A 23123-nucleotide genomic window follows, 5' to 3' on the forward strand; every position below is an offset into this window, starting at 1 on the left:
GGCGCCGTGCGCCCACCATTCCGCGATCCACATCCGTTTCCACGAGGAGGCAGGTCATGGCGTACTACCGCCAACTCGGCAACGTTCCGCCGAAACGCCACACCCAGCACCGCGACGACAGCGGCCGGCTCTATTACGAGGAGTTGATGGGGGAGGAGGGTTTCTCCTCGGATTCGTCGCTGCTCTATCACCGCGGGATCCCGTCGGCGATCTCCGGCGCCGAGGTGTGGGAGGTCCCCGACCAGACCACCACGCCCAACCATCCGCTGAAACCTCGGCACCTGAAATTGCCTACGCTGTTCCCGGCCGGAACCTGGGCGGATACCGATGTGGTCACCGGCCGCCGGCTGCTGCTCGGCAATGCCGATGTGCGGATCTCCTATGTGGTCGCGGCGAAGGAGTCGCCGCTGTACCGCAACGCCCTCGGTGCCGAGATCGTCTATGTCGAATCCGGTGCGGCGCGAGTGGAAACGGTGTTCGGCGCCCTGAAGGCCCGGCCGGGCGATTATGTCGTGATCCCGACCTCCACCACCCACCGTTGGCTTCCGCAGGGTGACGAACCGCTGCGCGCGTACGCGATCGAGTCGAGCAGCCATATCGTGCCGCCGAAACGGTATCTCTCGCGGTTCGGGCAACTGCTGGAGAACGCGCCCTATTGCGAGCGCGACCTGCACGGCCCCCGCGACGTCCTGCTCGCCGAGGGCGCCGAGGTGGAGGTACTGGTCAAACACCGCACCTCCCGTGGCATCGTCGGCACCCGCATGGTGTACCCGCGGCACCCGTTCGATGTGGTCGGCTGGGACGGCTGCCTGTACCCGTACACGTTCAATATCGACGACTTCGAGCCGATCACCGGCCGTGTCCATCAGCCGCCGCCGGTGCACCAGGCGTTCGAGGGCACCGGATTCGTGGTGTGCAATTTCGTCCCGCGCAAGGTCGACTACCATCCGCTGGCCGTCCCGGTGCCGTATTACCACTCCAATGTCGACTCCGACGAGGTCATGTTCTACTGCGGCGGGAACTACGAGGCGCGCAAGGGTTCCGGTATCGCCCTCGGGTCGGTGTCGGTGCATCCGGGCGGGCACGCGCACGGCCCGCAGCCCGGCGGTATGGAACGTTCGCTCGGCCTGGAATCCGTCGCGGAGACCGCGGTCATGGTCGACACCTTCGCCCCGTTGGAACTGGGCGAGGGCGCGCTCGCGTGCGAGGATCCCGAGTACGCGTGGTCGTGGCTGGGGGAGGCGAGCGCGTGATCCCCGCTCTGCTGCGTGGGCTATGTGACGACGCGGCGCTCTTCCCACCCGGCAACGCGCCGCTGCCCGCCGCGCTGGCCGCGCACTCGCGCTATCGGGACAGTGTTTTCGCCGCGCTCGTCGGACCGCTGATCTTCCCCGTCCCGCGGCTCGCCGAACTGGCGCGACGAGCACCCGGCTCGTTGCACGTGGTGTTCACCGCCCCGGAGGGGCCGGGGACCGTTGCTCCGGCGCTGGAGCAGGCGGCCGCGATCGACGGGCTGACGGTGACGGGTCTGGAGATCGCCGCTCCGGCGCGGCTGTCCGCGACGGAATTCTTCGCGGCGCTCGATCCGCTCGGCGGCCGGATCGCGGGCCTCGAGGTGTACGTCGAGGTGCCGCGGGACGGCCGGCGACCGGAATTCCTCGAGCGGCTGGCCGGCTCGCCCTACGCGGCGAAGTTCCGCACCGGCGGCATCGTTGCCGCGGCCTATCCGGACGAGCGGGAACTCGCGGCGGCACTGCGGTCGGCCGTCGCCGCCGGGGTCCCGTTCAAGGCCACCGCCGGATTGCATCACGCCGTCCGCAATACCGATCACACCACCGGGTTCGAACAACACGGCTTCCTCAACCTGCTGTTCGCGACCCGCCTGGCTCTCGCCGGTGCCGATACCGGCGCGCTCGAGGCAGTGCTGGCGAACCGGAACGGTGCCGCGATCGCCGCCGAGCTGGCCGCGCTGCCGGAAGCCGAGGAGAAAGCCGTGCGGGGCGCCTTCCGCTCGTTCGGAACCTGCAGTATCCACGACCCCCTCACCGAACTGGTGGATCTGAACCTGCTTCCGGCCGCCCTGCGGCCCGTCTCCGAAAGATCAGCCTCATGACCGTCATCGATATCCCCGCCGATTCCCCCTTCGGGCTGGACAATCTGCCCTACGGCGTCTTCTCCACCCCCGGCACCACGCCGCGCGTCGGTGTCCGGGTCGCGGATATGGTCGTCGATCTGGTCGCCGCCCTGGGGGACGAGGTGTTCGCGTGTCCGTCGCTCAACGATTTCATGGCCCTCGGTCCCCGGCGGTGGGCAGCCGCCCGTACCCGGATCACCGAACTGATCCGGGGCGAGGTGCCCGCGGACGCCGTGTTCGCGCTCGCCGATGTCACGATGCATCTGCCCATCGAGGTCGCCGACTACGTGGACTTCTATGCCTCCGAACAGCACGCCACCAATCTGGGCAGGCTGTTCCGGCCCGATTCGGCGCCGTTGATGCCGAACTGGAAACACCTCCCGGTCGGCTACCACGGCCGGTCGAGCACGGTGCTCGTATCCGGCACCGATATCGTCCGCCCCTGCGGGCAGCGCAAATCGCCCGCCGAGCAGGTCCCGAGCTTCGGCCCGTCCCGGCGGCTGGATATCGAGGCCGAACTGGGTTTCGTCGTCGGGGTGCCGTCCGCGCCGGGCACCGTGATCACGCCGGACGAATTCGCCGAGCACGTCTTCGGCGCGGTGGTGGTCAACGACTGGTCCGCCCGCGATATCCAGGCCTGGGAGTACGTGCCGCTCGGCCCGTTCCTCGGCAAGAGTTTCGCGACCTCGATCTCGCCGTGGGTGGTGCCGCTGGCCGCCCTGGAAGCGGCGCGGATCGACACCCCGGTCCAGGACCCCGAGCCGCTGCCATACCTGCGCGGTGCGGAGAAATGGGGGCTGGATATCGACCTCACCGTCGAATGGAACGGGCAACTGGTCTCTCGGCCGCCCTATGCCCAGATGTACTGGTCGCCCGCGCAGATGCTCGCCCACACCACGATCAACGGCGCCGCGGCGCGGACCGGTGACCTGTTCGCCTCCGGCACCATCTCCGGAGACCACAGAGATCAGCGCGGCGCCTTCATCGAGCTCACCTGGGGCGGGGCCGAACCGATCGAGGTCAACGGGGAGACCCGGACCTTCCTCGAGGACGGCGACGAGATCGCCATCGCGGCCACCGCCCCCGGGCCCGGGGGCGCCCGGATCGGTTTCGGTGAGGTGCGTGCCCGGATCCTGCCCGCCACGCAGGCGCACCGATGAGCGCGAAGGTGGCGGCGTCGCCCGCCGCGGCCGTTGCCGATATCGCCGACGGTGCGACGCTGGCGGTCGGCGGGTTCGGGCTCTGCGGTATCCCGGACGCATTGATCGCCGCGGTCGCCGCGGGTCCGGCGACCGGTTTCGAGGTCTACTCGAACAACTGCGGGGTCGACGACCACGGTCTGGGAATCCTGCTCTCCGCCAAGCGGATCGCCCGGGTCACGGCGTCCTATGTGGGCGAGAACAAGGAATTCGCCCGGCAGTACCTCGCGGGCGAACTCGAGGTGGAACTGACACCGCAGGGCACGCTGGCCGAACGCTTGCGGGCCGGCGGCGCCGGGATACCCGCGTTCTACACGCCGGCCGGAGTGGGGACGCCGATCAGCGAGGGCGGTCTGCCCTGGCGGTACCGGGCCGACGGTTCGGTGGCAGTGGCTTCCCCACCCAAAGACTGATCAACGCCGGTAAGGAAACCGTGACGGTCAACGCGGGTGCGGCGTTCTTCGATTCGGCGCTCTCGTTCGGCATGATCCGCGGCGGGCACATCGATACCGCCGTACTCGGCGGTGTGCAGGTCTCGCGCACCGGTGACCTGGCGAACTGGATGGTCCCGGGCAAGATGGTCAAGGGGATGGGTGGTGCGATGGACCTGGTGCACGGCGCCCGTCGCGTCATCGTCGTCATGGAGCACACCGACCGCGCCGGCGGCGCCAAGATCGTCGAGAAGTGCACCCTGCCGCTGACCGGGCAGGGCGTGGTGCAGCGCATCATCACCGACCTCGCCGTCATCGATATCGAGGATGAAGGACCGGTTCTGCGCGAACTCGCCCCGGCGGTGGGGGTGGAGCAGGTGCGGGCGGCGACCGGCACCGAGCTGGCCGTCGATCTCCTCGTCGCCGGCGCGGGTGACGCGCGGTAACGGTCTTCGGTCCGGCTCGCCGGGGGCCGGTATCGGCGGTGCTGCCCGACCGGGCACTCGATGGGCCGACGCGGTTCGACCGGTCAGTGCCGGAGCGGGGCCAGGCGCGGCGGTGTGGTGTGGAATTTCGCCGGCCATGCGCCGCGAGGAACCGGCGCGCCCGGTCGAATCGCATACTCGATCACTCCGGCTCGGCTCGGACGGCGGTGATCGACCTCGCGTGAGTGCGACGATCGGACCGGCCGCGGGGTGACTTCGGAAGGTGCGGCGGGAGTAGCATCCAGGTATCCCTCGACGAGTCGAGAGCATGATGCACGAACTCGCGATTGCGCAAAGTGTTGTCGACGCCGTGTGCGAGCACGCGGCGGGGCGTGCGGTGTATCGCGTGACCGTCGAGGTGGGTGTGCTGACCGCCGTCGTCCCCGACGCGCTGCGATTCGCTTTCGATATCGCTGCCGAGGGCACCGTCGCGGATGGCGCGAGTCTGGATATCCGGTGCGTACCGGGTGCGGTGCACTGCCGCGCCTGCGGTGCGGACTTCACCGTCACCGAGCTGCTCCTGCTCTGCCCGTGCGGAAGCGCGGATGTGGCGATAGGGGCGGGCCGGGAACTGCGGATCCGCTCGATGGAAGTGAGCCGAGAATGTGCGCAACCTGCGGATGTGGAAACGATACGGTAGGCGTGATCACGGTCGGACGCGACGGCCCGGCCGATCCCGGACACGAACACGGCCGGGACGAGCCGCCGCATTCGCACGGTCCCGGCCATGAGCACGCACACGACGGCGGGGTTCCGCACACCCACCCGCCGGCGACCGAGACGGTATCGCTCGAGCAGAAAGTGCTCGCGAAGAACGACCACCTCGCCCGGCACAACCGGGAGTGGCTGCGCGAGCGCGGAATCCTGGCGTTGAACATGACCAGTTCTCCGGGTGCGGGCAAGACCACGCTGCTCGAGCGGACGATCCGCGCACTGCCCGGTACCCCGATCGCGGTGATCGAGGGGGACCAGGAGACGGTGCGCGATGCCGAGCGGATCGCCGCGACCGGAGCTCGGGCGGTCCAGGTCAATACGGGAGCCGGTTGCCATCTGGACGCCGAGATGACGCGCCGTGCACTGCACGCACTGGATCCGGCCTCCGGCACCGTGCTCTTCATCGAGAACGTCGGCAATCTCGTCTGCCCGGCGCTGTTCGACCTCGGTGAGGCCGGGAAGGTCGTCCTGATCTCGGTGACCGAGGGGACCGACAAACCGCTGAAATATCCGCATATGTTCGCGGCGGCCGGTCTGGTGCTGGTGAACAAGATCGATCTGTTGCCGTATGTCGATTTCGACCTCGCCGCCTGTACCGAGTACGCGCATACGGTGAACCCCGGCCTCGAGCTCCTCGAGGTCTCGGCGACGACGGGGGCGGGGCTCGACCGCTGGTACGAATGGCTGGCGGAGCAGCGCCGGGCGGCCGCGACGAGTCTTGAGGGTGCCGCACACCCCGTCTAGACTGATGTGATCACAGTCACAATCCGTGGTCTATGAGCCGGAACGGCCAGTCCCCGCTTCGACTCCGGAAGGTGGCAACGTATGCCAACTCAGGAAGCGGTCCGAGCCGAAGAGACCTTGATCCATGTGCTCTGGATCAATGCCGGTCTCAGTTGCGACGGCGATTCGGTGGCGTTGACCGCCGCCACCCAGCCCAGTGTCGAGGAAATCGCCCTCGGCGCACTCCCCGGTCTTCCGAAAGTCGCGGTGCACTGGCCGCTCATCGATTTCGAGTGCGGTCCCAATGGTGGTGCCGACGATTTCCTCGAATGGTTCTTCCGGGCAGATCGTGGCGAAATCGACCCGTTCGTGCTGGTCGTGGAGGGGTCGATACCGAACGAACAATTGCACGAGGAGGGGTACTGGTGCGGATTCGGCAACGATCCCGCCACCGGCCAGCCCCTGACGACCAGCGAATGGCTGGACCGCCTCGCCCCGAAGGCCACGGCCATCGTGGCGGCCGGCACCTGCGCGACCTACGGCGGTATCCACGCCATGGCCGGTAATCCGACCGGTGCCATGGGTGTGCCCGACTATCTCGGCTGGGACTGGAAGAGCAAGGCCGGAATTCCCATCGTCTGTGTACCCGGCTGCCCCATCCACCCGGACAATCTGTCGGAGACGCTCACCTATCTGCTCTATACGGCCACCGGCCAGGCGCCGATGATCCCGCTCGACGAGGCACTGCGCCCCAAGTGGCTGTTCGGTGCGACCGTGCACGAGGGTTGCGACCGCGCGGGCTACTACGAGGAGGGCGATTTCGCCACCGAGTACGGCTCCCCGAAATGCATCGTGAAACTGGGGTGCTGGGGTCCGGTGGTCAAGTGCAATGTGCCGAAGCGCGGGTGGATCAACGGTGTGGGCGGCTGTCCGAACGTGGGCGGTATCTGCATCGGCTGCACCATGCCCGGCTTCCCCGACAAATTCATGCCGTTCATGGACGAGCCGCCCGGCGGGAAGTTCTCCTCCGCCGCCTCGGGCCTCTATGGATCGGTGGTCCGCAGCCTCCGTCACATCACCGGTCGTACCGTCGACAAAGAGCCACGCTGGCGGCACCGGGGCGAAGAGCTCGAAACCGGCGCGACCCGAACCTGGTAGGAGTGATCCGGCGATGACACAGATCATCCCCGAGCCGTCACATCGGACGATCGAACCGGACAGCCTCGTCGAGATGGCGTGGGATCCGATCACCCGCATCGTCGGCAGTCTCGGGATCTACACCAAGATCGATTTCGACAACAGCGAAGTCGTGGAGTGCCACAGCACCTCGTCGATCTTCCGCGGCTACTCGGTGTTCATGCGCGGCAAGGACCCGCGCGACGCCCATTTCATCACCAGCCGTATCTGCGGGATCTGCGGCGACAACCACGCGACCTGCTCCTGCTACTGCCAGAACATGGCCTACGGCGTGCAGCCGCCACATCTGGGCGAGTGGATCGTGAACCTGGGTGAGGCGGCCGAGTACATGTTCGACCACAACATCTTCCAGGAGAACCTGGTCGGGGTGGACTTCTGCGAGAAGATGGTCGCCGAGACCAATCCCGGCGTGCTCGCGGTGGCCGAGCGGACCGACGCCCCGCACGCGCAGGCACACGGCTACCGCACGATCGCCGACATCATGCGCGCGCTGAACCCGTTCACCGGCGAGTTCTACCGGGAAGCCCTCCAGGTGAGCCGGTACACCCGCGAGATGTTCTGCCTGATGGAAGGGCGGCATGTGCACCCGTCGACGCTGTATCCGGGCGGTCCGGGCACCGTGGCGACGGTCCAGCTGATGACCGACTACATGACCAGGCTGATGCGCTATGTCGAGTTCATGAAGAAGGTCGTGCCGATGCACGACGATCTGTTCGACTTCTTCTACGACGCGATACCCGGCTACGACAAGGTGGGTCTGCGGCGCACACTGCTGGGCTGCTGGGGCTCGTTCCAGGATCCCGAGTTCTGTAACTTCTCCTATGCGGACATGGAGGACTGGGGTCGCAAGATGTTCGTCACCCCGGGCGTGGTGGTCGACGGCAAGCTGGTCACGACCTCCCTGCTCGATATCAACCTGGGCCTGCGGATCCTGCTGGGCAGTTCGTACTACGAGGACTGGACCGACCAGGAGACGTTCGTGGCCACCGACCCGCTGGGAAACCCGGTGGACCGGCGGCACCCCTGGAACCAGCACACCAATCCCCGGCCGCAGAAACGCGACCTGGAAGACAAGTACAGCTGGGTCATGTCGCCGCGCTGGTTCGACGGTAGCGATCACCTGGCCCTGGACACCGGCGGCGGGCCGCTGGCCCGGCTGTGGTCGACGGCGCTGGCCGAGCTGGTCGATATCGGCTACGTGAAGTCCACCGGCCACAGCGTGCAGATCAACCTGCCCAAGACCGCGCTCGCGGGCCCGGTCACGCTGGAATGGAAGATCCCGGCGTACGGCAGCAACACCATCGAACGCGACCGCGCCCGGACCTACTTCCAGGCCTACGCCGCGGCCTGCGCGCTGCACTTCGCGGAGAAGGCGCTCGCGGAGATACGGGCCGGGCACACCAAGACCTGGGAGGAGTTCGAGGTGCCCGAGGAGGGCATCGGTTGTGGTTTCACCGAGGCGGTGCGCGGTGTGCTGTCGCATCACATGGTGATCCGGGACGGGAAGATCGCGAACTACCACCCGTATCCGCCCACCCCGTGGAACGCCAGTCCACGCGACAGCTACGGCACGCCGGGTCCGTACGAGGACGCGGTGCAGGGCCAGCCGATCTTCGAGGAGAACGACCGCGAGCACTTCAAGGGCATCGACATCATGCGCACCGTCCGCAGTTTCGATCCCTGCCTGCCGTGCGGTGTGCACATGTACCTCGGGAAGGGGCAGAGCCTGCGGAAACTGCATTCGCCGACGCAGACGGCCACACCGGAGTGAACCCGGTACCGGCGACGGGAGAGTGAGGTGAACGCATCCCCGCACGGACAGGACGACACAGCACCTGACGGGCAACGCTGGCGCGCGGCGGGCGACCGGATCGACACGCTGCTGGAGGCCAGTTCGGCGGGCGGCGCTGTCGCCCGGGAACGGGCCGAGGAGCTGGTGCGTGAGGTTGCCGGGCTGTACGGCGCGGGACTGGCCCGCGTGGTCGAGCTGCTGGACCCGGGGTCGGTCGAACTCTTGGCCCGCGACGATCTGGTCGCGAGCCTGCTGCTCGTGCACGGGCTGCACCCGCACGATGTGGAGGCCAGGGTGCGGACCGCGCTCGACAGTGTGCGGCCGTATCTCGGTTCGCACGGCGGCGATGTCACCCTGGTCGGCATCGTCGACGGGGTGGTCCGCCTGGAGCTGACGGGCAGTTGCCGCAGCTGCCCGTCCTCGTCGGTGACCTTGGAACTGGCCGTGGAGGACGCGGTACGTACCGCCGCGCCGGAGATCGAGGCCATCGAAGTCGTGGCCGCCGAACCGGAACCGACAGGGTTGATCTCCACCGACTCGCTGTTCTCCCGGGTGCGCGCCGACGACCGTGCGGCGGGCAGCTGGGTGCCTGTCCCCGAACTGGCCGAACTGGTTGCCGGTGAAGTGGGCGGATTCGCGGTGGCGGGCCTTACGGTGCTGGCCTGCCGGGTGGGTGAGCAACTGTTCGCCTACCGGGACCACTGCCCGGCCTGCGGGCATTCGCTCGCGGGGGCCGTGCTGCACCGGCGGGCCGGATACCCGGTCGGTGACGCGGTCCTGCGCTGTCCGACCTGTCGCGCGCATTTCGATGTCGTCCGGGCCGGTGCACGTCTCGACGGCGACGGTCATCTCGAACCGCTCCCGGTCCTCGTACGGTCCGGTGAACTGTCGGTGGCCGTGCCGGTGGGGGTGGCGGGGTGAACACGCCGTCGCGAGTGCTCCGGCGGATCACCGCCGAACGCCCGCCCGCACCGCGGGTGGGCGAGCGCTGCGAGATGTGCGCCGAGCCGATCGCCGGCGCCCACCAGCACGTCGTGGATATCGAGGGCCGGCAGCTGATGTGCGTCTGCCGCGGTTGCTATCTGCTGTTCGTGGACCAGCAGGCGGCCCTGCGGTACCGGGCGGTGCCCGACCGCTATCTCGCCTTCCCCGGGTTCACGATCGGCCCGGCGGAGTGGGACGCGCTGGACATACCGGTGGGGCTGGCCTTCTTCTTCCACAACTCCGCGGAAGATCGGACCGTGGCCTTCTACCCGGGCCCCGCGGGCGCGACCGAATCGGAACTGCCGCTGGACCGGTGGCATACGATCCTGCGGCGGCACCCGGAGCTGGACGTGCTCGCCGCCGATGTCGAGGCCCTGCTGATCCGCGTTCCCGGCAACGATGTCGACCGGGCGAGCTGTCTGCTCCTGCCGATCGACGCGTGCTACGAATTCGTCGGCCGGATGCGCCTGCTGTGGCGCGGTTTCGACGGTGGCCAGGATGTGCGTGACTATCTGGACGAGTTCTTCGCGGCCGCCTCGGCCCGGGCCCGGGACGCGCTATGAGCCCCGTGCACTCGACGACGTTCGCGGTGCTGGAGATCGCGCCGCAGCCGTACTCCGCCGCGCCGATTCTCTCCGCCCGGGTCGGTATCGCCTCGCTGGCGGACGAACCCGTCCACGCGATCGCCCTGCGCGCGCAGGTACGGATCCAGCCGTCACGCCGCCGGTACTCCGATGAAGAGGGCGCCGGCCTGACCGACCTGTTCGGCGCGCGTGAACGCTGGCGGGATACCCAGCGATCCTTCCTCTGGATGCACTGCGCCACCATGGTTCCCGGGTTCTCCGGCGGCGCCGAGGTGGATATGCCGATGCCGTGCACCTACGACTTCGAAGTGACCGGATCGAAATACCTGCACGCTCTGCGTGAGGGCTCGGTGCCGTTGCTCTTCCTGTTCAGCGGCACGGTGTTCATCAAGGGCAGCGGTGGCTTCGCGATCCAGCAGATCCCCTGGGACCGCGAGGACACCTTCGATATGCCGGTGGCGGTGTGGCAAGAGCTGATGGCCGCGCACTTCCCCAACACGGGCTGGGTCCGCCTGCACCGGGACACCCTCGACGGGCTGGCCGCCTACAAATCCGGCCACGGCCTGCTGGGTTTCGACGACGCCGTGACCCGCCTGCTGGCGCGCGCGGAGGAACTGCCGTGACCGCCGAACCGCTGGCCCGGGCCCGCGCCGTCGCCGACGCGGTGCTCTACGAGGGCTATCTGCTCTATCCCTACCGGGCGACCACGCGGAAGAATATGGCGCGCTGGCAGTTCGGGGTGCTGGGACCGCCGGGGGCGGCCGCGGCGGGATTCGGCGAGGAGTCGTCCCTGTCGGCCGGGTTCCTGCTGGATCCCGCTGCGGATCCGGTACTGACCTGGACTGTCCGCTTCCTCCAGCTCCAGCGGCGGCAGGTGATGGGCGACGACGGCCGGCCGCGCGCCGAACTGTCCGCCGGCGCGCGCTCGTGGATTTCCTGGGACGAGGCCGTCACCCAGGAGATCGTCGTCGGCCCGATGGCCGCGGAATCACTCGTGCGTCCGCTGACCGTCCCCGCGGGCGTCGATACCGAGGAGATCGCCGACGCCGCGGGCCGGGTGGCCGGGACCCTGGTGCGGACCCGGCAACCGCTCGCCGGTGAATTCGCGCTCGCCGTCGAGCAGGCCGGCGGCTTCCTGCGGCTCACGGCGGAGGTCCGCAATGTGGGCGCCCCCGCGACCGGCAGCCAGGACGCTCTCGCCCGTTCGCTGATCGGCGCGCACGTCCTCGGCCAGCTCACCGGCGGTGAGTTCGTCTCGTCGCTGGATCCACCGGCGGCGGCCGCGCCGGCGGTCGGGCGCTGCGCGTCGCATCGGTGCTTCCCGGTGCTGGCCGGTCCGCCCGGTGATCACAGCCTGCTGCTGATCTCGCCGATCATCCTCTACGACCACCCGGAGATCGCCGCGCAGAGCGCGGGCGAGCTGTTCGATTCCACCGAGATCGACGAGATCCTCACCCTGCGGGTGATGACGATGACCGACGCGGAGAAGGCGCAGGCCCGGGCGACCGACCCGCGCGCGGCCGAGATCATCGACCGCTGCGAGGCCGTATCGCCGGAAACGATGCGGCAGCTGCACGGTGTGTTGCGCGAACCGGGTCCCGACCGGCCCCACCCGGTACCCGAGGTCCCGGAGGGGACCGATTGGTGGGACCCGGTGGCCGACGGCGCCGTCCGTCCGGATCGCGACGCGGTGCCGGTGGCGGGTGTGCTGGTGCGCCGGGGCAGCCGGGTCCGGCTGCACCCGTCCCGGCGAGCCGACGCCCAGGATCTGTTCGTCGACGGTGCGCCCGCCCGGGTCGTCTCGGTGCACCAGGACGTGGACGGGGAGTCACACGTCGGGGTCGTGCTGGACGACGACCCCGCGGCCGAACTGCACGAATGGTTCGGCCGATACCTCTATTTCGCGCCCGATGAACTGGAGCCGCTCGACGATCCCGAGAAGTGAAAGGAAGTACGTGATGCAGACGGTGGGAGTTGTCTCGACAGCGGTGGTGGCAGTACTGGCGGCAGCGGGTGTCTACCTCGGTGTGCGCTCGGTACCGGACCTCCGGAGATATCTGAAGATCCGGCATATGTAGCGGCGGATCGGAAGGAGCCACGATGCAGGACCCGAGAGAAGAACCACAGCAGGAACGCGGCGAGCCGGGCTCGCGCGACACCGGTGCGGACACCGTGGCCGGTGGACCCACCGAACGCGAGCCGGGCGATATCGGTCACGAGGAAGTGACCTCCGCGCATGGCGAGGACGCCGAGCGGGAGGCCGAGTTCACCTCGGAGCCACCCTCCGGCAGCGAACCCGCCGTTCCGCCCTACGAGGAGCGCAAACCGACGGCGAACGAGCCGGGGGAGACGGCGACCGGGAAGGTCGACGACCAGGATGTCGGCGGAGCGACGACGCCGACCGAAGGAAAGGGCTGAGCCGACGGATACCGTGCTGATCGCCGGGATCGGCAATATCTTCCTCGGCGACGACGGTTTCGGACCCGAGGTGGTGCGGCGGCTGCCGGAGCGCCCGGCTTCCGGTGTGCGGGTGGTGGACTACGGCATCCGCGGTATGCACCTGGCCTACGACCTGCTCGACCCCTGGGACGCGCTGGTGCTGGTCGACGCCGTGCCGGATCGTGGCACGCCGGGACGGATCGAAGTGATCCGGGCCGAACCCGGCCGCGTCGAGACCGCCGCGCTGGACGCCCACGCGATGGATCCGGCGGCGGTGTTCGCCGGTGTCCGGGCGCTCGGCGGCACCGTGCCGCCGACCGTGGTCGTCGGATGCCAGGTCGAGTCGGTGGACGAGCGGCTCGGGCTGTCCACGCCGGTCGGTGACGCGGTGGACGCGGCCGTGGCCATCGTGGGTCGCGTCGTCGCCGAACTGCTCCGCCCACATCAGGAGGTGTGAACCATGTGCCTCGGTATCCCCGGCCGGGTCGTCGCGGTCCCCGACGGCTACCACCGCCAGATCGCCGTGGTGGATGTGTCCGGTGAACAGCGGCGGGTGAACATCGGCCTGCTCGAGGACGATCCGGCGCGGCCCGGTGACTGGGTCGTCATCCATATGGGCTTCGCGGTCGAGAAGACCGACGCGGCGGGCGCGGCCGAGGCGATGGCGGGGTTGCGCCTACTCGGCCGGGGTGAGCAGCCGTGACGGCCGACCGGGCGCGGCGCCGGTTCGTGGTGCGCGGCGTGGTGCAGGGCGTCGGGTTCCGGCCGTTCGTCTACACCACCGCGGCGGAGCTGTCGCTGAGTGGCCGGGTGTCCAACGACAGCAGCGGGGTGTTCATCGAAACCGAGGGGACCCCCGCCGACCTCGCGGAGTTCGAACGGCGGCTACGGACCGCCCCGCCGCCGCTGGCCGTGGTGGAATCGATCGAATGCCGGGAGCTGCCGGTCCGCGGCGGTACCGGGTTCCGGATCGCCGACACCACCGCGGGCGGCGGGCGTACGCTCGCCTCACCCGATATCGCGATCTGCGCGGACTGTGCCGCGGAATTGCGCGATCCCGCCGACCGGCGCTACCGCCACCCCTTCGTCAACTGCACGAACTGCGGTCCGCGATTCACCATCATCGCGTCCCTGCCCTACGACCGGGCGCGGACCTCGATGGCCGATTTCCCGATGTGCGAGCGCTGCGCCCGGGAATACCACGATCCCGCCGATCGTCGTTTCCACGCTCAGCCCATCGCCTGCCCGGAGTGCGGCCCCCGCCTGTACTACGCCGGGCCGGGCGGTGGTGAACCGCTCGCCGCCGCGCGTGCGCTGCTGCGCGCGGGCGGCATCCTCGCGGTGAAGGGCGTCGGCGGTTATCACCTGGCCTGCGACGCCACGAGCGAGACCGCGGTGGCCGAGTTGCGCCGCCGGAAACGCCGCGGCGGAAAACCTTTCGCCGTGATGGCGCCGGACCTCGCGGTCGCCCGTGGGATCGCCGGGCTCGACGGTGCCGCCGCGGCACTGCTGACCGGGCCACAGCGCCCCATCGTGCTGCTCCCGCGGGGTGCCCGGCAGGTCGCCGGATCCGTCGCGCCGGGCAACCCGGATCTCGGTGTGCTGCTGGCCTACACCCCGCTGCATATCCTGCTCTTCGGGCTCCCCGGCGATCCGGCCGGTCCCGATGTGCTGGTGATGACGTCCGGCAACCGCAGCAGCGAACCGATCTGCTACCACGACGCGGACGCCCGGGAGCGCCTCGCCGGGCTGGCCGACGGAATGCTGTGGCACGACCGCCGGATCCTGGTGCCCTGCGACGATTCGGTGGTGCGCGTCGTCGACGGTGCCGAAACACCGGTGCGACGATCGCGTGGATACGCACCGCTGCCCCTCGCGTTGCCCGTGCCGGTGGCGCCGACGCTCGCCGTGGGCGCCGATCTGAAAAACGTCTGCGCGGTGGCCGACGGCCGGTACGCCTGGTTGAGCCAGCATGTCGGCGATATGGACGATCTGGCCACGCTGCGGGCCTTCGACGCCACCGAACGGCATCTCCGGGAACTGACCGGGGTGCGCCCCACCCAGCTCGCCGCCGACACCCACCCGGGCTACCGTTCCACGGAGTGGGCGCGCCGCGCCGCCGGCGACCGCCCGGTACGTACCGTGCAGCACCATCACGCGCATATCGCCGCGGTGATGGGGGAGCACGGCCTCGGGCCGTCCGACACCGTGCTGGGAGTCGCGTTCGACGGCACCGGGTTCGGCCCCGACGGCGCGGTCTGGGGCGGGGAGTTCCTGGCCGCCGGGTACAAGGGCTACCGCCGGCTGGCCCATCTGAAATATGTGCCGCTGGCCGGTGGCGATACGAGCGTGCACCGGCCGTACCGGATGGCGCTGGCGCATCTGTGGGCGGCGGGTATCGACTGGCGGCCCGCGATCGCCTCGGTCCGTGCCTGCCCGGCGGCCGAACGCGCGGTGCTCGCCCACCAGTTCGAGACCGGTCTGGGATGTGTGCCGACCTCGAGTATGGGCCGGCTGTTCGACGCGGTGGCTTCGCTCGCCGGAGTCCGCCACACCGTGGACTACGAGGCGCAGGCCGCCATCGAACTCGAAGGTTTATCCCGGCGCGGTGATCCGGGCGGCATCGAGTACCGGTTCGCGATCGATACCGACCGCGACCCGGTGTCGATCGATCCCGCCCCGGTGCTCGCGGCGGTCGTCGCCGACACCGCGGACTCGGTACCGGCCGCGGTGATCGGTGCCCGTTTCCACGCCGCGCTCGCGCGGCTGGTTTTGGAGACGGCCCTGGCCCACCCCGGACCGGCCACGACCGTCGCCCTCTCGGGCGGTGTGTTCCAGAACGCGCTGCTGTTGTCGGCCACCCGGCGGCTGCTGCGGGCACACGGTTTCACCGTGCTCACCCACCACCGGCTGCCCCCCAACGACGGCGGTCTCGCGTTCGGTCAGGTGCTCGCGGTGGCCGCGGGCTGAGTGGAGAAGGAGGACGATCATGTGCCTGGCAGTTCCCGGAAAGGTACTCAGCCTCGAGGAGCGCGACGGCACTCTCATGTCGGTCGTCGATTTCGGCGGCGTGCACAAGGACGTATGCCTGCAATACATCCCGGATGCCGCGATCGGCGACTACGTCGTCGTGCATGTGGGATTCGCCATCAACCGGCTGGATGAGGAATCGGCACTGCGGACCCTGGCCGAATTCGAACACCTCGGTGTGCTGAACGAGGAGTTCGCCGACGGTTTCGCCGTCGCGGCCGCGCAGGCGGGAGTGGAAAACCCGGAAGCGCCGCGGCAGCGCGACCCCGAGGAGGAGCCGTGAAATATCTCGACGAATTCAGTGACCCGCACTTGGCGAAGAAACTTCTCGACCGGATCCGCGCCACCACCGACCGCCGGTGGGCGATCATGGAAGTATGTGGCGGCCAGACACATTCGATCATCCGGCACGGAATCGACCAGTTGCTGCCGGACCGGATCGAGATGATCCACGGCCCCGGCTGCCCGGTATGCGTCACCCCGCTGGAGGTCATCGACAAGGCCCTCGAGATCGCCGCCCGGCCCGGGGTGATCTTCTGCTCCTTCGGCGATATGTTGCGGGTTCCGGGCAGCGAGAAGGATCTCTTCCACGTCAAGAGCGAAGGCGGGGACGTCCGGGTGGTCTACTCGCCGTTGGACGCCCTGGAGCTGGCCAAGGCGAACCCGGACCGGCAGGTGGTCTTCTTCGGGATCGGCTTCGAGACCACCGCCCCGGCCAACGCGATGACCGTCTACCAGGCCCAGCGACTCGGTATCGAGAACTTCTCGCTGCTGGTATCGCATGTGCTGGTACCGCCGGCGATCGCCGCCATCATGGAATCGCCACAGTGCCGGGTACAGGCGTTCCTGCTGGCCGGACACGTGTGCACGGTGATGGGTACCCAGGAGTATCCGCCGCTGGCCCAGCGCTACCGGGCCCCCATGGTGGTCACCGGTTTCGAACCGCTGGATATCCTCGAGGGCATCCGTCGTACGGTGGCGCAGCTCGAGGCGGGCCGGCACGAAGTGGAGAACGCCTACCCCCGCGCCGTATCGGAGGTGGGGAATCCGGCGGCCAAGGCCATGCTCGACGATGTCTTCGAGGTCACCGACCGGGCGTGGCGGGGGATCGGCGTGATCCCGGACAGCGGGTGGCGGCTGTCGCCGCGGTACCGCGACTACGACGCCGAACACCGGTTCGCGGTGGGCGAACTGCATGCGGCCGAATCGGCGATCTGCCGGTCCGGGGAGGTGCTGCAGGGCCTGATCAAACCCAACGAATGCGCCGCGTTCGGCACGCAGTGCACACCACGCAACCCGCTGGGCGCCACCATGGTCTCGTCGGAGGGCGCGTGTGCCGCCTACTACCTGTACCGCCGGCTGGACCAGCCCGCGGAGGTGGCCCATGCGTGAGGATCCGATGACCCCGGCGGTGACGATCGATGCCGACGCGTGGGTCTGCCCGATGCCGCTGCGCGACGCGCCGAACATCGTGATGGGGCACGGTGGCGGCGGGGCGATGTCGGGTGAGCTGATCGAGCACCTCTTCCTCCCGGCCTTCGGGGCCGCCGCCGATGCCGGCCTGGGGGATTCCGCGGTCGTCACGGTCGACGGCACCCGCCTGGCCTTCTCCACCGATTCCTTCGTCGTGAAACCGCTCGTGTTCCCGGGCGGTTCGATCGGTGAGCTCGCGGTGAACGGCACCGTCAACGATCTGGCCATGGCCGGTGCGCGACCTCTGGTGCTGTCCACCGCGTTCATTCTCGAAGAGGGCACCGCGCTGTCGGAGATCGCCCACGTGGCCGAGGCGCTCGGCACCGCGGCATCGGCGGCCGGGGTCTCGCTGGTGACCGGCGACACCAAGGTCGTCGACGCCGGCCACGGCGACGGCATCTTCATCAACACCGCCGGTATCGGTGTCCTCGCCGACGGCGTCGATATCCGGCCCGAGCGCGCGGCCCCCGGCGATATCGTCGTGGTCAGCGGTGAGATCGGGGTGCACGGTATCGCGGTGATGAGTTGCCGCGAAGGCCTGGAGTTCGGGACGACGGTGCTCAGCGATACCGCGCCACTGGCCGGCCTGGTGGCCGCCATGCTGGAAACAGGTGCCGATCTGCACGTCCTGCGCGACCCGACCCGCGGCGGGGTGGCCGCGACGCTGAACGAGATCGCCCGTGCCGCCGGGACGGGCATCGCGCTGGAGGAGACGGCACTGCCGGTACCGGCGGCGGTCCGCGATGCCTGCGGGCTGCTCGGCCTGGACCCGATGTACGTCGCCAACGAGGGCAAACTGGTCGCCTTCGTACCGCCCGCGGACGCGGAGCGGGTACTGGCGGCGATGCGCGCCCATCCGCTCGGGGCGCATGCGGCGGTGATCGGCCACTGTGTCGAGGAGCATCCGGGCATGGTGGTGGCGCGCACCGCGCTCGGCGGTACGCGGGTCGTCGATCTGCCCGCCGGTGAGCAGTTGCCGCGGATCTGTTGACACCGGCGGGTCCGCGGGGACCACCGCCCGGAAGGAACGAGGTACACCGACGGTGCGGAAATCAGCGGCGGCCCTGCGCGCGGGATGGTCGGATCTGGACCTCGCGCAGCGCCGCAGTGCGGCCGGGATGATTCTCACGATCGCCGCCCTGCACCTCCTCGGCTTCGCGACACTGCTGTTCCTGGTGGTTCCGGGTGGCTATCTCGTGGACGGCGCCGTGTTCGGTGCGGGTCTCGGAATCACCGCCTACACCCTGGGTATGCGGCACGCGTTCGACGCCGACCATATCGCCGCGATCGACAATACGACCCGCAAGCTGGTGGCCGAGAACCAGAAACCGCTGTCGGTCGGTTTCTGGTTCTCCCTCGGGCATTCCACCATCGTGTTCGCGCTGGTCGCCCTGCTGGCGGCCGGGGTGAAGGCGCTCGCGGTCAATCTGCAGGACGACAATTCGCGGTTGCAGCGGTGGACCGGCGTCTTCGGTACCGGTGTCTCGGGTACCTTCCTCATCCTGATCGGGTTGCTGAACCTGGTATCGCTGATCGGGATCTGGCGGGTGTTCCGCGGTATGCGGGGCGGGGTGTACGACGAAGCCGAACTCGAACGCCGGCTCGACGACCGCGGCGCGCTCAACCGCGTCTTCGGTCCGCTGATGCGCGCGGTGCGCCGGCCCTGGCAGATGTATCCGGTCGGGTTGCTGTTCGGGCTCGGTTTCGACACCGTCACCGAGGTGGGTCTGCTCGTGATCGCCGGTGGCGCGGCGGCCACCGATCTGCCCTGGTACGCGATTCTCGTACTACCCGTCCTGTTCTCGGCGGGGATGTCGCTGTTCGACGCCCTGGACGGGACGTTCATGAACTTCGCCTACGGCTGGGCGTTCGCGGGCCCGGTCCGCAAGATCTACTACAACTTCGTGGTCACCGGCCTATCCGTCGCGGTGGCCCTCTTGATCGGGGCACAGGAGATCATTTCGATCCTGACCGACAAGCTCGATCTCACCACCGGCCCGCTTGCCTGGATCGGTGCGCTCGATCTCGGGGCGATGGGGTTCATCATCGTCGGACTCTTCGTCCTGACCTGGGCCGCGGCCGCGGCCGTCTGGCGGTTCGGTGATGTCGAGCAGCGGTGGCGGCGCGGGGTGCCGGTGGACCCGTGAGCACGTCCGCCGATGCCCGCAGCACCCGGGGAACCGAGATGTTCGCCCGGTACGCCTACGCGCCCAACCGGCTCGGCTACTGCGGCCCGGCCGAGGTATCGGCCCTGCGCGGCGGCGCCGCGGACCGGGTGCGGGCCGCGGCGCGCCAATTCACCGGAGCATGGCCCTACCTGCGGGTGATGTCGCGCATGACCGGTATCGCCGATCCGCTCGATCACCGGCTCGTCGAGTCGTACTGGATCGGCGGCGGCGTCGGCGCGGGACTGGATCCGGACGCGTTCGTCACCGAGCTGCTCGCCGTGATCGGCCCGGCCGCGGGACACTATTGGAAGTACCTCGCCGAGGAGTCGCTGGCCGGCGAGGCGGCGGCCAACCATTGCTTCCACGTCTTCGGTATCTACCCCTGGAGCCGGCTGCTCGGTCGCGGCGGGGAGCAACCGATCCGGGTGCTCGACTGCTGCCGGATCAGCTGGGGCACAGTGACGGCCCGGCACGGCGACGAGCTGACGGTGCGGCGCCGCCGGCTGCGCTTCGACGAGGGCCGGTTGCTGTTGAGCGAGCCGGCGGCGCTGTCGGTACCCGTGTGGGAGGACGGGTACTCCGCCGTGCCCGACGCGGCTCCGGGGCAGCTCGTCGCCCTGCACTGGGACCGGCTGTGCGGCCCGCTGACTCCAGTACAGGTACGCACACTGGCCGTGACGACCGCTCGGCAGCTGCGGGTCACCAACCGGCGGCCGGCGCATCAACCGACCGGCGTGGGCCACCGCCGGTGATCGTCGTCGATGACGAAGGTGTGGGTGTGCCGGTAGCTGTTCGCGCCCACCGGTACCGCGTCGTGGAGATGCCCGGGATCGATCCGGCCGTCGTGGAGGTGGCCGAGCGCGGCGGGATCGTGCCGGGGCCAGTACCGCACCGCCGCGACCAGCCCGGCGCCGGCGACGAGGCCCAGCACGATCCAGGTGGTGGCGAATCCCGTCGCGGTGGCGAGCCGCCCCGCGAGCGGATAGGTGATCAACCAGCACAGATGCGAGAGCGAGAACTGGGCCGCGAAGAGGGCGGGCCGGTCCTTCGCATGCGCCGAGCGCCGCAGTACCCGCCCGGCGGGAGTGATCGCCAGTCCGGTACCGGCGCCGATGAGTGCCCAGATCGCGAGGGCGGTGGTCCGGCTCCCGGGCCCGTACAGCGCCATCGTGACCGCCATCGCGATGCCGAGCACAAGGGTCCCCGCCCCGGCGAGCACGATCGAGCGTTCACCGACCCGGTCCAGCACCCGGGGTAGCGCCAGGGCCGCGAGCATCGTGCCGAAACCGTTGGCCGCCAGCAGCACCGCGACATCGGCAGCCGAGCCGCCCAGCACGTCGCGGACGTAGTTGACGGTATTGACCATCACCACCGACCCCGCCGCCGCGACCACGAGGTTCACCCCGAGCAGGCCGCGCAGCCGCGGAGTGGCGGCGAAGATCCGCATACCGGCGGCGGTCCGGTCCCATACTCCGGTCACCGCCCGGCGGACGGGATCCGGAATCGCAGTACCCGCGACGAGTATCGCGGAGACGAGGAAGCCCAGTGCGGTCCCGGCGAACAGCCGGTGGAAATCCAGCACGGTGAGCAACAGCGCCGCCAGCACCGGGCTGAGCAGGCTCTCCATCGTCGCGGCGAGTTGTGACGCGGACAGCGCCCGGGTGTAGTCGCGTTCGTCGGGCAGGATATCGGGCAGGGTGGCCTGGAAGGCCGGGGTGAACACGGCCGAGGCGGTCTGCAGCACCGCGATCGACAGATAAACCTGCCACACCTCGTGCACGAACGGCAGGGTCAGCGCCGCCGCGACGCGTACCAGGTCCAGTGCCACCAGCAACCCGCGTCGCGGCAGCCGATCGGCGTAGGCCGCCGCCACGGGGGCGACGGTGACGTACACGGCCATCTTGATCGTCAGAGCGGTGCCGAGGACGAGGCCGGCGTCCTTGCCGGCCAGCTGATAGGCGAGCAGTCCCAGCGCCACAGTGGCCAGACCGGTGCCGCACAGGGCCGATACCTGCGCCGCGAACAGGCGCCGGTAGGCGCGGTGGGCGAACAGTGACAACCCTCGACTCCCTCGATCCGTGCCGAGCAGGCAGAATGTGTGCTCGTGTACGCACACGATTCTAGTAGTCATTGGTCCGAGCTTCCGCCCCCGGATCTCGTCGACGCGGCATCGACGGCACTGCGGATGCTGTCCGATCCCACCCGGCTGCGGCTGTTGTGGCTACTGAGCGGCGACGACGAACTGGATGTCGGTTCGCTGGCCGCCCGGGTTTCGCTGGCCCGGCCGGCGGTCTCGCAGCATCTGGCCAAGCTGGAACTGGCCGGGCTGGTGGTCCGGCGGCGGGCCGGCCGGCGCATGCTCTACCGCACCCGGGGTGGCCATGTGCGCCGCCTCCTGGTCGAAACGTTGAACGCCGCCGAACATCGGGTGCGCGGCATACCGGACCACGACTGAGGTCTCGCGCCCACCGGCAGTGCCGGGCCGCTCGTTCCGGCCGGACTCAGCCGGCCGCTTCGGGGCGGTCGGCGAGGCCCAGGCGGAGGTGTTCGCTGTGGTAGATCGCCTCGTCGAGCAGCTGGGCGACATGACTGTCGTAGAGGCTGTAGACGATGCTGCGCCCGCTGCGGGCGCCGGTGACCAGACCGAGGTTGCGCAGGAGTCGTAGCTGGTGCGATACCGCCGACTGCTCCATCCCGACCGCCGTCGCCAGCTCGGTCACCGGGAGAGGCCCCTGGCGTAGTTCGCTCAGGATGAGCAGCCGGCTCGGCGTGGCCAGCGCCTGCAGCGTGGTCGCGACGCGGGCCGCCGCGTCCCCGTCCAATCGCGCGATCGGGCGGTCCCGGCCTTCGACCCCGTGTCCCATAAGCAGACAGCATATCAACCAGCATAAATGAAGACATCTTCATGTGTTCTGTTATGGTCGGTGGATCGTTCGTTCCCGCTGTGTGGAGGTGACCTGTGGCCGTTCCGACGCGTACGCCCACCGATTCGACGCGCGTGCCCGCCGCGGTGGCCGTGCGCCGGACGAAACTGTTCGAGCTGCCCGAAACCCGGTGGGCGGCGACAGCGGTGGTGCTCTTCGCGGCCGGAGTCGCGACGCAGCTGACCGGTGGTCCGGCCTGGTCGTGGTGGGCGCTGTACCTGGCCTGCTATGCCGCGGGCGGCTGGGAACCCGCCGTGGCCGGTCTGCGCGCGCTGCGGGAGCGAACGCTGGACGTGGATCTGCTGATGGTGGCCGCCGCGCTGGGCGCCGCGGCGATCGGGCAGATCGGGGACGGCGCGCTGCTGATCGTCATCTTCGCCACCTCCGGCGCGCTGGAGGCCTTCGCGAGTGCGCGGACCGAGGATTCGGTGCGCGGTCTCCTGGACCTGGCGCCGGATACCGCGACCCGGATCACCGCGAACGACGAGGAGGAGACGGTGCCGGTCGCCGAGCTCGGGATCGGCGATACGGTCGTGGTACGCCCCGGTGAACGGATCGCCGCCGACGCCACCGTGGTATCGGGCGGCAGTGAGGTCGATCAGGCCACCGTCACCGGAGAGCCGCTGCCGGTGGACAGATCCGTCGGCGACGAGGTCTTCGCCGGCACCCTCAACGGCACCGGCGCCCTGTGGATCCGCGTCGACCGCCTGGCGCAGGATTCGGTCGTCGCCCGGATCGCGGCCCTGGTGGATCGCCGAACCCATCCGCGTCTTCCTCGACTCCGGCGGCGCACCGCTGCGCAATGTGCACAAACTCGAACCGCTCATCCGGCTGCCGCTGGTGCTG

At 69.4% G+C, this 23123-nt stretch carries 25 protein-coding genes and 3 pseudogenes; 26 read left to right on the forward strand and 2 right to left on the reverse strand.

What is annotated here, in order from left to right:
• The first annotated feature begins 56 nt into the window (after positions 1 to 56).
• The 23 genes and pseudogenes from ACLML9_RS05270 to ACLML9_RS05380 all read left to right on the forward strand — a co-directional run bounded on the left by ACLML9_RS05270 (position 57) and on the right by ACLML9_RS05380 (position 20105).
• Complete coding sequence (locus tag ACLML9_RS05270; protein WP_411944416.1) at positions 57 to 1253, forward strand: homogentisate 1,2-dioxygenase; 1197 nt, start codon at positions 57 to 59, stop codon at positions 1251 to 1253.
• Positions 1250 to 2113 carry a hypothetical protein gene (locus tag ACLML9_RS05275; RefSeq protein WP_411944417.1) on the forward strand — a complete coding sequence of 288 codons (864 nt, stop codon included), beginning with the start codon at positions 1250 to 1252 and terminating at the stop codon, positions 2111 to 2113. The genes ACLML9_RS05270 and ACLML9_RS05275 overlap by 4 nt, the downstream gene beginning before the upstream one ends.
• Positions 2110 to 3294, forward strand: coding sequence for a fumarylacetoacetase (fahA, locus tag ACLML9_RS05280; RefSeq protein ID WP_411944418.1), 1185 nt, complete (start codon positions 2110 to 2112; stop codon positions 3292 to 3294). The genes ACLML9_RS05275 and fahA overlap by 4 nt, the downstream gene beginning before the upstream one ends.
• Positions 3291 to 3743: pseudogene (locus ACLML9_RS05285) on the forward strand (CoA transferase subunit A); the annotation flags it as partial. The gene fahA and the pseudogene ACLML9_RS05285, both read left to right, overlap by 4 nt.
• A pseudogene (locus ACLML9_RS05290) lies at positions 3743 to 4210 on the forward strand (CoA-transferase); the annotation flags it as partial. The pseudogenes ACLML9_RS05285 and ACLML9_RS05290, both read left to right, overlap by 1 nt.
• A 310-nt stretch (positions 4211 to 4520) precedes the next feature.
• Entirely contained in the window at positions 4521 to 4889 is a 369-nt protein-coding gene (locus ACLML9_RS05295) for a hydrogenase maturation nickel metallochaperone HypA (RefSeq protein ID WP_411944435.1), read from the forward strand.
• Positions 4853 to 5707: a hydrogenase nickel incorporation protein HypB gene (hypB, locus tag ACLML9_RS05300; RefSeq protein WP_411944419.1), complete on the forward strand. Its 855-nt coding sequence runs from the start codon at positions 4853 to 4855 to the stop codon at positions 5705 to 5707. Before ACLML9_RS05295 ends, hypB begins: the two co-directional genes overlap by 37 nt.
• Before the next feature lie 81 nt (positions 5708 to 5788).
• Entirely contained in the window at positions 5789 to 6844 is a 1056-nt protein-coding gene (locus ACLML9_RS05305; protein ID WP_411944420.1) for a hydrogenase expression protein HypE, read from the forward strand.
• Positions 6845 to 6857: 13 nt separating this feature from the next.
• On the forward strand, positions 6858 to 8654 hold the full coding sequence (locus ACLML9_RS05310; RefSeq protein ID WP_411944421.1) for a nickel-dependent hydrogenase large subunit: 1797 nt from the start codon (positions 6858 to 6860) through the stop codon (positions 8652 to 8654).
• A 27-nt stretch (positions 8655 to 8681) separates the two neighbouring features.
• Complete coding sequence (locus ACLML9_RS05315; RefSeq protein WP_411944422.1) at positions 8682 to 9596, forward strand: NifU family protein; 915 nt, start codon at positions 8682 to 8684, stop codon at positions 9594 to 9596.
• The gene (locus ACLML9_RS05320; protein ID WP_030520092.1) at positions 9593 to 10222 is read left to right on the forward strand and encodes a DUF5947 family protein; all 630 of its coding nucleotides are present in this window, start codon (positions 9593 to 9595) and stop codon (positions 10220 to 10222) included. Before ACLML9_RS05315 ends, ACLML9_RS05320 begins: the two co-directional genes overlap by 4 nt.
• Positions 10219 to 10866, forward strand: coding sequence for a DUF6084 family protein (locus ACLML9_RS05325; RefSeq protein WP_411944423.1), 648 nt, complete (start codon positions 10219 to 10221; stop codon positions 10864 to 10866). The genes ACLML9_RS05320 and ACLML9_RS05325 overlap by 4 nt, the downstream gene beginning before the upstream one ends.
• The gene (locus ACLML9_RS05330) at positions 10863 to 12188 is read left to right on the forward strand and encodes a hypothetical protein (protein ID WP_411944424.1); all 1326 of its coding nucleotides are present in this window, start codon (positions 10863 to 10865) and stop codon (positions 12186 to 12188) included. The genes ACLML9_RS05325 and ACLML9_RS05330 overlap by 4 nt, the downstream gene beginning before the upstream one ends.
• 13 nt (positions 12189 to 12201) lie before the next feature.
• A complete protein-coding gene (locus tag ACLML9_RS05335; protein ID WP_373863719.1) occupies positions 12202 to 12321 on the forward strand; it encodes a DUF6893 family small protein in 120 nt (39 codons plus the stop codon).
• A gap of 22 nt (positions 12322 to 12343) precedes the next feature.
• The gene (locus tag ACLML9_RS05340; RefSeq protein WP_411944425.1) at positions 12344 to 12661 is read left to right on the forward strand and encodes a hypothetical protein; all 318 of its coding nucleotides are present in this window, start codon (positions 12344 to 12346) and stop codon (positions 12659 to 12661) included.
• Entirely contained in the window at positions 12621 to 13139 is a 519-nt protein-coding gene (locus ACLML9_RS05345) for a hydrogenase maturation protease (protein WP_411944426.1), read from the forward strand. Before ACLML9_RS05340 ends, ACLML9_RS05345 begins: the two co-directional genes overlap by 41 nt.
• A gap of 3 nt (positions 13140 to 13142) precedes the next feature.
• Positions 13143 to 13385 (forward strand): HypC/HybG/HupF family hydrogenase formation chaperone, encoded by a 243-nt coding sequence (locus ACLML9_RS05350; protein WP_411944427.1) that lies wholly within the window; start codon positions 13143 to 13145, stop codon positions 13383 to 13385.
• Positions 13382 to 15652 (forward strand): carbamoyltransferase HypF, encoded by a 2271-nt coding sequence (hypF, locus tag ACLML9_RS05355; protein ID WP_411944428.1) that lies wholly within the window; start codon positions 13382 to 13384, stop codon positions 15650 to 15652. Before ACLML9_RS05350 ends, hypF begins: the two co-directional genes overlap by 4 nt.
• A 19-nt stretch (positions 15653 to 15671) precedes the next feature.
• Positions 15672 to 15995, forward strand: coding sequence for a HypC/HybG/HupF family hydrogenase formation chaperone (locus ACLML9_RS05360; RefSeq protein WP_030520085.1), 324 nt, complete (start codon positions 15672 to 15674; stop codon positions 15993 to 15995).
• Entirely contained in the window at positions 15992 to 17104 is a 1113-nt protein-coding gene (gene hypD / locus ACLML9_RS05365; RefSeq protein ID WP_411944429.1) for a hydrogenase formation protein HypD, read from the forward strand. The genes ACLML9_RS05360 and hypD overlap by 4 nt, the downstream gene beginning before the upstream one ends.
• Positions 17097 to 18176, forward strand: a complete 1080-nt coding sequence (hypE, locus tag ACLML9_RS05370) for a hydrogenase expression/formation protein HypE (RefSeq protein ID WP_411944430.1) — start codon at positions 17097 to 17099, stop codon at positions 18174 to 18176. Before hypD ends, hypE begins: the two co-directional genes overlap by 8 nt.
• Before the next feature lie 94 nt (positions 18177 to 18270).
• Positions 18271 to 19332, forward strand: coding sequence for a HoxN/HupN/NixA family nickel/cobalt transporter (locus ACLML9_RS05375; protein ID WP_411944436.1), 1062 nt, complete (start codon positions 18271 to 18273; stop codon positions 19330 to 19332).
• Positions 19329 to 20105, forward strand: coding sequence for a DUF6390 family protein (locus tag ACLML9_RS05380; RefSeq protein WP_411944431.1), 777 nt, complete (start codon positions 19329 to 19331; stop codon positions 20103 to 20105). Before ACLML9_RS05375 ends, ACLML9_RS05380 begins: the two co-directional genes overlap by 4 nt.
• Here ACLML9_RS05380 and ACLML9_RS05385 read toward each other — a convergent pair.
• Positions 20075 to 21412, reverse strand: coding sequence for an MFS transporter (locus tag ACLML9_RS05385; protein WP_411944432.1), 1338 nt, complete (start codon positions 21410 to 21412; stop codon positions 20075 to 20077). The genes ACLML9_RS05380 and ACLML9_RS05385 overlap by 31 nt on opposite strands.
• Before the next feature lie 45 nt (positions 21413 to 21457).
• Here ACLML9_RS05385 and ACLML9_RS05390 point away from each other — a divergent pair, with 45 nt between their 5' ends.
• Positions 21458 to 21808 carry a metalloregulator ArsR/SmtB family transcription factor gene (locus ACLML9_RS05390; RefSeq protein ID WP_063057916.1) on the forward strand — a complete coding sequence of 117 codons (351 nt, stop codon included), beginning with the start codon at positions 21458 to 21460 and terminating at the stop codon, positions 21806 to 21808.
• 46 nt (positions 21809 to 21854) lie between these two features.
• Here ACLML9_RS05390 and ACLML9_RS05395 read toward each other — a convergent pair whose 3' ends face one another.
• Entirely contained in the window at positions 21855 to 22217 is a 363-nt protein-coding gene (locus tag ACLML9_RS05395) for an ArsR/SmtB family transcription factor (RefSeq protein WP_030520078.1), read from the reverse strand.
• A gap of 95 nt (positions 22218 to 22312) precedes the next feature.
• On the opposite strand from ACLML9_RS05395, the pseudogene ACLML9_RS05400 reads away from it, so the two are divergent.
• Positions 22313 to 23047, forward strand: a pseudogene (locus ACLML9_RS05400) (heavy metal translocating P-type ATPase); the annotation flags it as partial.
• Positions 23040 to 23123, forward strand: an 84-nt coding sequence (locus ACLML9_RS05405; protein WP_411944437.1) for an alpha-(1->3)-arabinofuranosyltransferase family protein, incomplete at its 3' end; no start/stop codon positions are given. The pseudogene ACLML9_RS05400 and the gene ACLML9_RS05405, both read left to right, overlap by 8 nt.

The organism is Nocardia sp. NPDC002869 (genome assembly GCF_046764065.1).
GTDB classification, from domain to species: domain Bacteria; phylum Actinomycetota; class Actinomycetes; order Mycobacteriales; family Mycobacteriaceae; genus Nocardia; species Nocardia rhamnosiphila.